This is a genomic window from Streptococcus mitis, assembly GCF_902159415.1.
Classification (GTDB): Bacteria; Bacillota; Bacilli; order Lactobacillales; family Streptococcaceae; genus Streptococcus; species Streptococcus mitis_BG.
Genome location: NZ_CABGJU010000001.1, coordinates 1,077,383 through 1,089,596 on the forward strand (window position 1 = coordinate 1,077,383; position 12,214 = coordinate 1,089,596).

Consider the following 12,214-nt stretch of genomic DNA (forward strand, 5'->3'; position numbering starts at 1 on the left):
TTTATCATTAGTATAGATCTAGGTAGTTATCAATTTCCCATTGTGAAACGAAGGTTGCATAGCTTGCCCATTCAATTCGTTTGGCTTCAAGGAAGCTAGTGTAGATGTGTTCACCTAGAGCTGCTTTAACCACTTCGTCTTCTGTCATAGCCTTCAAAGCGTTGTGAAGAGTTGATGGAAGGTCTGTGATGCCAGCCTCTTTACGCTCTTCTGCAGTCATGATATAGATGTTTTCTTCGATTGGTGCTGGTGCTTTGATTTTGTTTTCAATACCGTGCAAACCAACTTCCAAAAGAACAGCCATTGCGATATATGGATTTGCCATTGGGTCTACTGAGCGCAACTCAAGTCGAGTTCCCATTCCACGAGTAGCAGGAACGCGCACCAACGGTGAACGGTTACGACCAGCCCAAGCAATGTAGACAGGAGCTTCGAATCCTGGAACCAAACGTTTGTATGAATTTACTGTTGGGTTCATAATAGCTGTGTAGTTGTAGGCGTGCTTGATCAAACCACCAAGGAAATAATAGGCCGTTTCTGATAATTGCATTCCTTTTGGATCATTTGGATCAAAGAAGGCATTATTCCCTTCAGCATCAAACAAGGACATATTGCAGTGCATTCCTGAACCAGCGATACCAAATTTAGGTTTAGCCATAAAGGTTGCATATAAACCATGTTTACGCGCAATTGTTTTTACAACAAGTTTAAAGATTTGAATCTTGTCACATGCACGAAGAACTTCATCGTACTTAAAGTCAATCTCATGTTGACCTACGGCAACTTCGTGGTGACTGGCTTCTACTTCAAATCCCATTTTAGTCAAGACATTTACAATCTCACGACGGGTATTATCGGCAAGGTCTGTAGGCGCCAAATCAAAGTAACCACCCTTGTCATTCACCTCAAGAGTTGGGTCTCCATTTTCATCAAGCTTGAATAGGAAGAACTCTGGTTCCGGACCAAGGTTGAAAGATTTGAATCCAACTTTCTCCATGTGATGGAGAGCTCGTTTAAGGTTGCTTCGAGGATCTCCAGCAAATGGCTCTCCTTCCGTTGTATAGACATCACAGATCAATCCTGCGACACTACCGTTCTCATCTCCCCAAGGGAAGACAGTCCATGTGTCCAGGTCAGGGTACAAGTACATATCTGATTCATTGATACGAACAAACCCTTCAATAGAAGATCCATCAAACATAGCCTTGTTTGACAAGACCTTGTCTAGTTGTTCATCTGTGGCAGGAATTTCGACGTTTTTCATTGTTCCCAAAATATCTGAAAACATGAGACGGATAAAGGTTACATTTTTTTCCTTAACTTCACGACGAATATCTGCAGCTGTGATTGGCATGGTTTTTCTCCTTATATATGACGACTAGCGGTTGCCTAACCGCGACCAAAAGGCGATTGTTGAGAAGCAAAGCGACTTTGTTGAAGAACTTCATTCCGAAGGGCCCGACGCACCTCAGTTTGACTGACTGGTTTCTTGGCTTTCGCCTCACGTTCGGCATATTTTTTCTTGATAGCAGCAATGTTCAGACCTTCAGAGATATAATCCTTAATCTCAAGCAACCGATCCATATCATTTAAAGAATACATCCGGCGATTGCCTTCGTTTCGATCAGGTTTTATCAACTCTTGATCTTCATAATAACGAATTTGACGCGCCGAAAGATCGGTCAGCTTCATAACACTACCAATGGGGAAAACTGCCATATTGCGACGAAATTCTTTTTCCTTCATGTGCACTTCCTCTTCTTTCTGTCTATTATAGTCTAAAAAAAATCAATCGTCAATTGTTAATGTCATATCTTGTGACATTATTTTATTTTTTCTGTATGAGACTCCGCAAGCGATCAATATCATAATTTACTAGAATTGCTACAAAAACTCCCATAAAAGTCTCAAAAACTCGAGCAAACACGTACAAAACAGTCTCTCCGCTCGGAATTGATAGGGTAATAATCAGCATGGCTGCAACTCCCCCAATGACCCCTGACTTATTGTTCATGGCAACATTTGTCATGATGGTTAACATGGTACATATCGGAACCACAAGGAGAGTTACCCAAAAGGCGCCGTGAAAAAGATTATTTAAAAGGAAGAAAATCAGGGCATAAAAACCACCGATACTATTTCCTAGAATACGTGATGTCCCAAAGTGAACACTCTTATCAAAGTCTTCTCTTAAACTAAAAACAGCTGTAAGTGCTCCGATTTGAAGCCCTTTCCATCCAAAAAAACCAAAAATCATGAGAACCAAAAAAACAGCAATTCCTGTTTTGAAGGTTCGCATGCCTAATTTAAACTTAGATTTGTCAAATGTATATTTTTTAAAGTAACTCATAATCTCATCTTTCTTTTCTCCATTTTACCATAATTTTAATTTTTTGAGAAAAGGATTCATCAATTGAAAATAACAGGAACTAAAAAGAGAAGGATCTAAGTCCTTCTCTTTTTATTGCAATATTCTCTTTTAGAACAAATACATGAAAGCTAAAGTTAGGAGACTGGCAAGTAAACCAACTCCCCAAAAGAAGAAATCGACTTTCCACTCACTCCAGGCTTGACCTTTACCAGAAAATCCACCCAACTCAAAATGGTGATGAACGGGCGTCATCCGAAAGATACGTTTTCCTCCGGTCAACTTAAAGTAAGCAACTTGCATCATGACAGATGTTGTTTCAAAAACATAAACGAGACCAATCAAGAGCAGGGTCCATTCCTGGTGAAGAGCCATGGAAATAGCCGCTAACATTCCTCCAAGTGCTAAACTTCCGACATCTCCCATAAAAACTTTAGCAGGCTTATGGTTAAAGACAAAGAAACCGAGAAGACCACCAATCATGGCAAGAATCACCAGGAGAATATCCAACTGGTCTTGTACATAAGCAATGACTCCATAGGCAGATAGGCTAATTACTACTGAGATACTTGCCAAGCCATCAATTCCGTCAGTCAAGTTAACAGCATTTGAAAAACCAACTAACCAGAAGAGAGCAAAGAAAATGTAAAGAACGCCTAGGTGCAATGGATACCCAAAGACATTTAAGACATCCCCTCCTCTTTCATAAAAGAGATAGAAGATAACTCCTCCTACTAATTGAAGCAAGAGCTTTTGTTTAGGATTGAGCCCTTCATTAATTTTACGAAAAACCTTGAGAAAGTCATCTAAAAAACCTACTAAACCATATAGTAGCAAGATGAAGAGTATCATCCCTACATTGTTGGTTAATTGATTTGTTAAAAGTGCAAAGATAAAGCTGACTAAAACACCTACTATAAGGAAAACAATTCCACCCATTGTTGGTGTCCCAGCTTTTGCTTGATGCTGTTTCACATCCTCGTGCATCTGCTGACCAGTGATTTGTGCCTTACGATAAAAACGGATAAAGGCTGGAATTCCAATGACCGTTAGAATAAAGGTGCACACTCCAGCAAGAACAGACATGATCATACTAATCTCCTAAAGTTATTTTTATTTTCTGTAAATCTTTCAAAGTTGTATTGGTTCGAACACTTTGTTTTTTAACAGTTTCTCCACTACCTTCAAATTCAACTTCAATATTTAGCCACTTAGCTAATGTTTCAACATTTTGCTTCGTCCAACCATACAAATCCGGCATTTCTTCTACCTTATCAGAAAGAAGTAAGATTTGTTCATTAGCATCTAAATTGGTCCCCTCTGCTACTGAGCTTTCCTTAATTTTAGTACCTGAACCGACAACAATCGGTTGTACAAGGTTACGACGTAGTTCTTCTGCCAATCCCCCAGGACTATAGTCTTTAGTCGAAGGCATTGCGTAGCTAGTTGTAGTTGTTACTTGATCTAAATTCTTAGCAGTTGATTGGAGATTGAGCAATTCTTTCATGGCCGAAGCTCTCTCAAGTATAGGATTGGCAAACTCACCAAGCATAGCCTGAGAATAATGTTCTGGTTGTTGAACTGTCACATAGAGAATAAAATCAGGATTTTCAGAAGGATGCATGGTTACTACAGAAAAGATATAATTTGTTTCCCCAACTAAGTATCCTCCGTTTTGCTCATCAGCAATCTGCGCAGTCCCAGATTTCATTGCTACATTTTGGTTTGGAAGAGTAATCACTCCTTTTCCAGTACTACGATTGTACATAGTTCCATAATAGGGATCGGTTCCCACAGTAACCATATGCTCTCGTGTCACGCTAGCCGCTTCCTTAGAAACAGGATTCCCCACTACTTCTTTTTTCGACTTACGAACCGTCTCATCATTTGGATCATATAAAGCACTGATAAATTTAGGCTCTAGCATAACTCCATCATTAGCAATAGCTGTAAAAGCTCTGAGCATTTGCGCTTGAGTTACAGAAATACCCTGACCGAAGGAACTCATGGCAATATTGACAATATTGTCATCAGGCAATTGTCCACCATACTCATTACTCATCCCAAATCTTGTTGGAATTCCAAATTTGAAACGATTGAGATAATCCAACCAAGTTGCATCTCCCATTTTTTGCTCTAACAAGGTCATTCCTACATTACTAGAGTGGGCAAAACCTTGCGAGTATGTCATCATTCCACCACTCGTCAAGCCTTCATTTACATCCCAGTCCTTGATAGTCGCATCAGCAATTTTTAATTCGGAAGCATTAAAATACTCCCCTCCAGGGAATGTTTTATTGTCAATAGCGGCCGCCAGAGTCATTACCTTCATGGTTGATCCTGGTTCATAGTTACTTTGATACAGAAAATCACGCCAAACAAAGTTTTCATCTAACCCTTCTTTTGTATCTGCATCAAAAGTTGGCCTTTGTGTCGTTGCAAGAATTTCTCCCGTTTTAGCACTCACCAAAGTAGCGTTGACATACTTACCTTTAAGTTTAGCTTGAAAGATATTCATCTGACTCTCTAAAAAGGATTGTAGTGGACTAGACAAGGTTGTATAAACGTCTTTTCCATTGATTGTTTGCTGAGTAATTTTTTCAGTTCCTGGAACTATATTTCCTAGACGATCTTTCTCATATGTAATAATACCATCGGTACCAGCTAATATGCTATTTAAGGAACTTTCCATTCCAGATGTTCCGATGAGTCCTTTTGTGCCATCTTCATTCTCATGCAATTGAGCCAATCCTATAAAAGATGAAGCAAACTGGCCATTTGGATAACTTCGATTGGGACTTGTGGTGAAGTCAATACCTTCTATCTTTGCAGCTTCCAGATCATTTTTAATAGACATCATATTTGCATAAGTAATGCCATTTCCTTTAGCACCAAAAGAAACCTGCTTTAGATTAGGCTGAGAAAGTTGCTCCTTTACATAAGATTCTTCCATATCTAAATACTTATGAAAGACTTCCGCGACTTTGTTATACTGAGATTCTTCAACATAAAGAATCTCACCGTTTGCAGATTTATATTCTTTGTCAATTACCGCATAAACATTATAAGATGTGGCATCTTCTGCTATAGGTGTTCCATTACGGTCGTATATGGTTCCCCTCTTTGCAGGAACTGTTCGTGTCGTCTGGTGAACTTTAGCTGCTTCCTTAACTAAGTTAACACCAAACTTAGAGCCTGTACCAATAATTACCGCAAAATTAACCAAAAAAACAGCAAAGAGAAAGACGGCCAAAAGGCTCAGACTCTTTCCCACTCGTCTGCGATTTTCCATTGGAGATTTACGATTCTTAATGGCAAAGCGTATTATTCTTTCTTTCATAGTTTTCATCTACTACTCCGCCGATCGAATATTTTCATTATATAATTGCAACTCTTGCGAATCTGCAATACCTGTCAAGCGTTCTGACCGGATTAATTCATTGACTTCTTGCTTAGCTTCGTCCAACTCGGTCTTCTTCACTTCAATCTGAGCATTCACATTCGTCAATTCACTTTGGACTTGCAATAGCTTTGTTTGCATATAAACAACACTGATAGCTAAGACTAGGGCTGTAATGGCAATTGAAAGGTAAAAAGCCTTTTCAACCCGCGAGAATCTCTTGATACGTGCCTGAAGTAATTGGCTAGTCGTTTCTTTTTTTTCTACCATTTTATCCTCTTACTTGTGAATTTTTCTAGCGACTCTTAACTTAGCTGAATGGGAACGATTATTAGCTTCTAATTCTGCCTTGCTTGGTAAGATTGGTTTACGAGTTACTAATTCCATTTTGGGATTGAGCTCATCTGGAATAAAAGGCAAGCCTTTCGGAACTTCTACTGTCGAAGCTTCCTTAAAAAGTTGCTTGGTCAAACGATCTTCCAGCGAATGGAAGGTGATTACTGATATTCTACCACCTAGAGCCAGCATCTCCATCGCTTGCTGGATAGACTCGTCAGCTGCTCCCAACTCATCGTTAACTTCGATGCGAATAGCCTGGAAAATCTGCTTGGCTGGGTGCCCTTTTTTCTTAAGCTCTTTCGCAGGCTTGGCCGACTTGATAATCTCTGCCAATTCGGTTGTCGTCTCAATCGGCTTCACCTGACGAGCTTGCTCAATTTTGCGCGCAATCTGTTTAGAAAACTTATCTTCTCCATATTTGAAAAAGATTCGAACCAATTCATGATAGTCATAATGATTGACAACTTCATAAGCAGTCAAACTAGCTTCCTGATTCATGCGCATATCCAGCGGCGCATCCTTCTTATATGAAAAGCCACGTTCACGCTGATCTAGTTGCGGACTCGATACTCCTAAATCATAACAGATTCCATCTATTTCTTGGACCCCAGCTTCATGCAATCTAACCCTTAAGTTACGAAAATTGTCCTTAATAAAAGTGACCATCCCTTTTTCGATATAAGGAGCTAGACGTTTTTGCGCATTGTCAATAGCGTTTTGGTCCTGATCAAAGGCATACAGATGCCCTTTCTCACTTAGTTTACTTAATAAATACTCGCTGTGGCCCGCTCCACCCAAAGTCGCATCAACATAAATACCGTCAGGTTTTACATCTAGCATATCAATTGTTTCATAAAGCATAACCGTTACATGATGAAATTCTTTAGTCATATCTTATCTATTTTACCATAATTCTGACAAGCTTGCACCCGCTAGACTACAAACCTTTTTTGCTTGTTATTCTTCGTAGTTGGCGAGTTTCTCAGCAACTTGAGCATAATTTACATGGTCCTTAGGATTTAACTGTCTATGAATAGCATCTGCAACAGCTCTTGGTATACCAACTTCCACTATTTCATCCACACTGGCTTCCTTAATTTTTGTTAGTGACTTAAAATACTTCATTAAATTCTGCTTGCGTTTGGGACCCAAACCTTCAATTCCATCCAATTGAGAGGAGAAGGAATTTTTAGAACGGAGTTGCCGGTGAAAAGTAATGGCAAAACGGTGCACCTCATCTTGAATGCGTTGGAGGAGGAAAAATTCCTGAGAATTGCGAGACAACTCTACCACTTCAAGAGGATCTCCAAAGAGCAACTCATGAGTTTGGTGTTTGTCATTCTTTTGAAGTCCTGCAATGGGAATGTCTAAGCCCAACTCTTCTTGAATAACTTGCTTAGCAATGTTAACCTGTCCCTGACCACCATCGATGACGATTAGATCTGGCGGTGTCAAACCGTCACGCTGGACCCGTCCATAACGTCTACGAATGACCTCTCGCATACTTGCATAGTCATCTGGTCCGACCACAGTCTTGATTTTATACTTACGGTAATCCTTCTTGCTCGGTTTTCCGTTGATAAAAACAACCATGGCAGAGACTGGACTAGTTCCCATAATATTAGAGTTATCAAAAGACTCGATACGGACTGGGGTTGGAATTTGTAGAAGTCGGCCAAGATTTTCAATAGCTCCTTGAGTCTTTTCAACTGATTTCTCTAACAGATTAAACTTCTGCTCTAAACTAACACGAGCGTTTTTGATAGCCAGATTAACCAGTTGCTTCTTCTCCCCTCGTTGGGGCTTGAGAACCTTTGTATCCACTAGAGCCTTGACAGCTTCTTCGTCAATATCTTGAGGGATCAGGATTTCATTGGGGATCAGGTGAGATTTCTCCTGGTAAAACTGCCCCACATATGTCAAGAAATCCTCATCAGGATCGTTGTAGTAAGGAAAGAGATTGACATCCCGTTCAATTAATTTTCCCTGACGGACAAAGAAGACCTGAACACACATCCAACCCTTATCCACGTAGTAACCAAATACATCACGGTTTTGGAGGTCTTTAGCCATGACTCGTTGCTTAGTTCGAAGTGTGCCAATGGCCTGAATCAAATCACGGTATTCCGCTGCACGTTCAAACTCCATATTCTGAGCTGCCAAAGTCATCTTACTCTTGAGTTCATCAATGATTTTATCGTCTTGTCCCTTGAGAAAATCAGAGACTTCTTGGGACATAGCTTTAAAATAAGCTTCATCCTTTCGACAAACCGTATGAGCCATACACTGTCCGATATGGTAATAAAAACAAACCTTGGAAGGAGGATTGGTACACTTGCGAAAAGGAAAAATCCGATCCAATAGCCGTTTGATTTCATTGGCTGCCCCCACATCCGGATAGGGACCAAAGTATAATCCTCCATCCTTCTTGACCTGACGAGTGATAATTAGTCGAGGATAGCGCTCATTGGTGATTTTGATGAAAGGATAGGACTTATCGTCCTTGAGCATAATATTGTATTTAGGCTTGTTTTCCTTGATGAGGTTGATTTCCAGAAGGAGGGCTTCAATATTAGACTCCGTGACAATAAACTCAAAATCCACAATTTCAGACACCAGGGCTTCTGTCTTGGTATCATGGCTCCCACGGAAGTAGGACCGCACCCGATTGCGCAGATTTTTAGCCTTTCCTACATAAATGATAGTGCCGTTTTTATCTTTGTGAATGTAACAACCAGGGCTAGTCGGCAAGAGCTCCAGTTTTGATTTGATCAAGTTATTCATAGTTCCATTATAGCAAAAAGCCCCCTGTATTGCTTAAATCAGAGAGCTCCAGTTTCCTTAGAAAATCACTTATTCTCCAGACTCATATAGTTCTTGAACTTCTTTTACATCTTGAGCTTGGATTCCATAATAGGAGCCTGCTGGTTGCATAACCGAAACTTCATTGGTGTGTTCCAAACCAATCGCATGACCTAGTTCATGCTCTGCTGTATGCATGATACGATCATAGGTATAGCCATAGTTTGGATTGGATAAATAATAATGATTCAAGCGAACGGTCACTGAAATGAATTGTTTGGTTAGGAGATTTGTCTGACTCTCCGCCTCACCTGCTACAGCTGTCGAACCATCATTCATTTCGGTAGCGAAAATAGTTGCTTGGTTAGGTTCTGTCACAACTACAAAATTAAAAGCCCCTGTCTGGTTCCAGTTAGCAATAGCTTCAAGGTAGGCCTTTTGGAAAGTGGCATCCATTTGAGGATCAATATAGATAGTTGCTTGCGCCTTTGACCATTTCGCTCCTGAACCCTGATGATGATCTATCTGAGACAAGTCTTGTAACTTACCAGTCTCTTGCCATTGGTGCCAACCTGATTGGCCGACTTGAACAAGATTGCTTACTTGATTGAAGACACCTGATAAATCGCCTGTCACATACCAGAGAATTCCAAAAGTAATGAGAATTAAGAGTATAAGTGTCCACATAAGGCGCCAAAACATACGCAAAATTCCTAGTAAAAATCGATATAAAACACGAATAATCCAGCCCATGATTTCCCGCCTTTCTAAAAAATAAGAACCCATCTTTGAGTAATGGATTGCCATTCTAAAGATAGGTTCTCTATTTTACTGGAGAAAACTAAAAGAAATCTAAAAGTACTTCTTTTACTTATCTCCCCATTAATTTTTTCAAAATTTGTAAACACTTAAACTTGAACGGGTTTGGATAATATCGGAAAGTTCCTGGCTTACGAACAATATAGCCATTGAAATTCTGCTTAAAGCGTAGAACTCCATCGCTACCATCAAAGAGGCCTTGGATACCAAAAAAGTTATATGTAGGAATATTCTTTTGTAACGCCTGCTTCATAGCATAATATTGAAGTAAAAATGGAGCAGAAAACTTTTGAAGATCAGCATAAGAGCCTCCGAACAAATATGTTGCTTCCGAGTTAGTATATATTATCAGAGCGCAAGCTAATAGGATTCTTTCTGAATCAGTAGGCAAAGAATTTAGAAAATCCAATTTCTTTTGTATCGCTTGATACTGTTGCTTGAAATTCTTTGACTTTTCATCAAGGCTAGCCTGTTTCATATTAAGAGCTTCGATTGATTGTTTAGGATTCACCTCTGCAATTAGAAAAGCTGACTTATCCTCAAAAATATCATACAATTTACAGTAATAATCTAAATCCTTATCCTTAAAACCTTGCCTTTGCCCAGTTTCTTCGATAATTTTTTTGAATAGTGGAATTTCCTCTCTTTCAGCACTTCGAATGGTAACACCATAATCAAGTGAGGATTGAATGTTTCTAGAACTATTCTTATTAAAAGATTTCAACAAAGATTCTTCATCGAAACCTTTTAAATCTTTAACGTAGTGCCAAAATATTTCTCCGTTTGGATACCCTGTTTTAAGACCATCAAATTGATATCCTAAACTACACAACTCTTGTATAATGCTTTTCTCTTCTTCATCTATTGGGTTGCCATCACTGTCAAAAGTTTGATAGGTCTCAAAAGGTTTTACAATCAACTCTAAAGCACCACTCTGCTTGGCATATTCCTTTAAATATTGATAAAATTTTGACAGTGCAGATTTTTGGGTATAAATAGGCCCAGAATTCAACTCCATATGAAGGCCACCTAGCATAGGCAAGCTATAAACCAGAGCCGCAATTTGAATTTCTCCTTCTTTCTTCAAAGAAAGATAAACCACTTGAGCTCCTCTAGCTTCTAACAGTTCCCCCATCTGAATAGACTGCATGAAAGAATACCCAGGGACCTTTTCCGAATAACGTTGAAACTCTTCTTTAGTGAGTAATGTCAGTGTCATATGAATGCTTTCTTTAATGTTTTTTTCTTAATTTTTTTCTAAGTTTATAAATTTGTCCACCTAAAGGATATAGAGGATGAATCGGTATTGTTAATTCCCCAATATACTCTTCGATTGTTGGAGAATATTTAGATTTAAAAAGATATAGACCACCTTTAAAATCTCCCTCAACTCCTCCAAGATTCTGCCATAACGTTCCACGGTCAAAAGATTGTTTAGCTGTAGAATACCAAGTCAGAATAGGCGCATTATATTGTTTAAAGGTGTCATCCATTCCCGCATACAAATTGACAGAAGTAGTACCAAATTCTATTGTTAAGGTTCCCGAAAGCGGAGCCACCTTCACTCCAGACTCAATGTGAGTATTCAAAAATGCAATTTCTTGAACTAAGCGTTCCCGCTCTTCTTCATTATTCTTAATTTTACCTGGTTTTGTTTCTTGAGAGAAAGCTTCTGCAGCTAGCTTGTTTATAGCTAATTTAGACTCTAATTCTTCTAATCGTTTTTCTAAATCTAAATAAGCCATTGTAATAAAACTAGAGTTTTCATACGCAGCTAATAATTTATGATAATACTCCTCATTTCGCAGATGAATATCTTTTCTGACTTCTGTTTTTCTCATTAAAGTCGTAAAATCATCTAATAGCTCTTCTCTTCCATACTTAATCTCGATTCCTTTGTTTAAAGCTGTACGAATCGCTTGTTTGGTTGACTTCGGTAAGTTTTCTTCAAACCCTTCTTTATAGATCTTAGCCTGAATCCTTGGCTGAATAGTTTGAGACATGTCTGTTGATAATCCAGACCAAATTACCCCAATAGCTTGTAAACTCTGGATGATTTCTTTCGTCTCCGGATTAGAACAAGTTGTACAATCCTTATGTATTACAGTTTTACTTAAAACAAGACTAGGATCACATTTAACGAATAGTGACTTTTTCCTTTTGGCGATCGTTTTGAGAGAGGTAAAAACGAATTGTAATAACTCTTTATCTTTATAATCCAAAATTGGACCTCTCGCAACATAGCACATGGTAAAACCAAAAGGTAAAGACCTATATAACAAGCTTGCTGAAGCCACTAGCTGGTCGTCTTTAAAAAAGCCAACTATCTCGTTATCCCATTGATTTTTTACATTAGCCCAAGCACTACTTTGTAAAAGATTTGCCAAATCACTTTTTTTGACAAACTCATCATGTATTTCAGGTGAGATACCTATTTGATAATGATACATTGGCTGGTCCTTTTCCTAATAAATTTATAACATACC

Annotated in this window: 11 protein-coding genes; all 11 read right to left on the bottom strand. The window is 38.9% G+C overall.

The window, feature by feature from the left end; all coding sequences use genetic code 11:
- Window positions 1-7 precede the first annotated feature (7 nt).
- Window positions 8-1,354, bottom strand: coding sequence for a type I glutamate--ammonia ligase (gene glnA / locus FN031_RS05725; RefSeq protein ID WP_142558397.1), 1,347 nt, complete (start codon window positions 1,352-1,354; stop codon window positions 8-10).
- A gap of 35 nt (window positions 1,355-1,389) precedes the next feature.
- Complete coding sequence (gene glnR / locus FN031_RS05730) at window positions 1,390-1,746, bottom strand: transcriptional repressor GlnR (RefSeq protein ID WP_000659542.1); 357 nt, start codon at window positions 1,744-1,746, stop codon at window positions 1,390-1,392.
- 82 nt (window positions 1,747-1,828) lie between these two features.
- A complete protein-coding gene (locus FN031_RS05735; protein ID WP_142558399.1) occupies window positions 1,829-2,350 on the bottom strand; it encodes an FUSC family protein in 522 nt (173 codons plus the stop codon).
- Between the two features lie 129 nt (window positions 2,351-2,479).
- A complete protein-coding gene (gene mraY, locus FN031_RS05740) occupies window positions 2,480-3,460 on the bottom strand; it encodes a phospho-N-acetylmuramoyl-pentapeptide-transferase (protein WP_142558401.1) in 981 nt (326 codons plus the stop codon).
- A gap of 1 nt (window position 3,461) precedes the next feature.
- Window positions 3,462-5,717: a penicillin-binding protein PBP2X gene (gene pbp2x, locus FN031_RS05745; RefSeq protein WP_142558404.1), complete on the bottom strand. Its 2,256-nt coding sequence runs from the start codon at window positions 5,715-5,717 to the stop codon at window positions 3,462-3,464.
- 3 nt (window positions 5,718-5,720) lie between these two features.
- The gene (gene ftsL, locus FN031_RS05750; RefSeq protein WP_142558406.1) at window positions 5,721-6,038 is read right to left on the bottom strand and encodes a cell division protein FtsL; all 318 of its coding nucleotides are present in this window, start codon (window positions 6,036-6,038) and stop codon (window positions 5,721-5,723) included.
- 9 nt (window positions 6,039-6,047) lie between these two features.
- Entirely contained in the window at window positions 6,048-6,998 is a 951-nt protein-coding gene (gene rsmH / locus FN031_RS05755) for a 16S rRNA (cytosine(1402)-N(4))-methyltransferase RsmH (protein WP_142558408.1), read from the bottom strand.
- A 66-nt stretch (window positions 6,999-7,064) separates the two neighbouring features.
- Complete coding sequence (gene uvrC, locus FN031_RS05760; protein ID WP_142558410.1) at window positions 7,065-8,891, bottom strand: excinuclease ABC subunit UvrC; 1,827 nt, start codon at window positions 8,889-8,891, stop codon at window positions 7,065-7,067.
- A 69-nt stretch (window positions 8,892-8,960) separates the two neighbouring features.
- Entirely contained in the window at window positions 8,961-9,662 is a 702-nt protein-coding gene (locus tag FN031_RS05765; RefSeq protein ID WP_142558412.1) for a M57 family metalloprotease, read from the bottom strand.
- A 118-nt stretch (window positions 9,663-9,780) separates the two neighbouring features.
- The gene (locus FN031_RS05770; RefSeq protein WP_142558414.1) at window positions 9,781-10,947 is read right to left on the bottom strand and encodes a peptidoglycan bridge formation glycyltransferase FemA/FemB family protein; all 1,167 of its coding nucleotides are present in this window, start codon (window positions 10,945-10,947) and stop codon (window positions 9,781-9,783) included.
- Between the two features lie 13 nt (window positions 10,948-10,960).
- Window positions 10,961-12,178 (bottom strand): aminoacyltransferase, encoded by a 1,218-nt coding sequence (locus FN031_RS05775; protein WP_142558416.1) that lies wholly within the window; start codon window positions 12,176-12,178, stop codon window positions 10,961-10,963.
- Window positions 12,179-12,214 lie beyond the last annotated feature (36 nt).

Coding starts and splice junctions, on each gene's coding strand:
- rsmH (WP_142558408.1), bottom strand. CDS start 6,998: ATGACTAAAGAATTTCATCATGTAACGGTTATGCTTTATGAAACAATT.
- uvrC (WP_142558410.1), bottom strand. CDS start 8,891: ATGAATAACTTGATCAAATCAAAACTGGAGCTCTTGCCGACTAGCCCT.
- pbp2x (WP_142558404.1), bottom strand. CDS start 5,717: ATGAAAACTATGAAAGAAAGAATAATACGCTTTGCCATTAAGAATCGT.
- glnR (WP_000659542.1), bottom strand. CDS start 1,746: ATGAAGGAAAAAGAATTTCGTCGCAATATGGCAGTTTTCCCCATTGGT.
- mraY (WP_142558401.1), bottom strand. CDS start 3,460: ATGATCATGTCTGTTCTTGCTGGAGTGTGCACCTTTATTCTAACGGTC.
- FN031_RS05770 (WP_142558414.1), bottom strand. CDS start 10,947: ATGACACTGACATTACTCACTAAAGAAGAGTTTCAACGTTATTCGGAA.
- FN031_RS05775 (WP_142558416.1), bottom strand. CDS start 12,178: ATGTATCATTATCAAATAGGTATCTCACCTGAAATACATGATGAGTTT.
- FN031_RS05735 (WP_142558399.1), bottom strand. CDS start 2,350: ATGAGTTACTTTAAAAAATATACATTTGACAAATCTAAGTTTAAATTA.
- glnA (WP_142558397.1), bottom strand. CDS start 1,354: ATGCCAATCACAGCTGCAGATATTCGTCGTGAAGTTAAGGAAAAAAAT.
- FN031_RS05765 (WP_142558412.1), bottom strand. CDS start 9,662: ATGGGCTGGATTATTCGTGTTTTATATCGATTTTTACTAGGAATTTTG.
- ftsL (WP_142558406.1), bottom strand. CDS start 6,038: ATGGTAGAAAAAAAAGAAACGACTAGCCAATTACTTCAGGCACGTATC.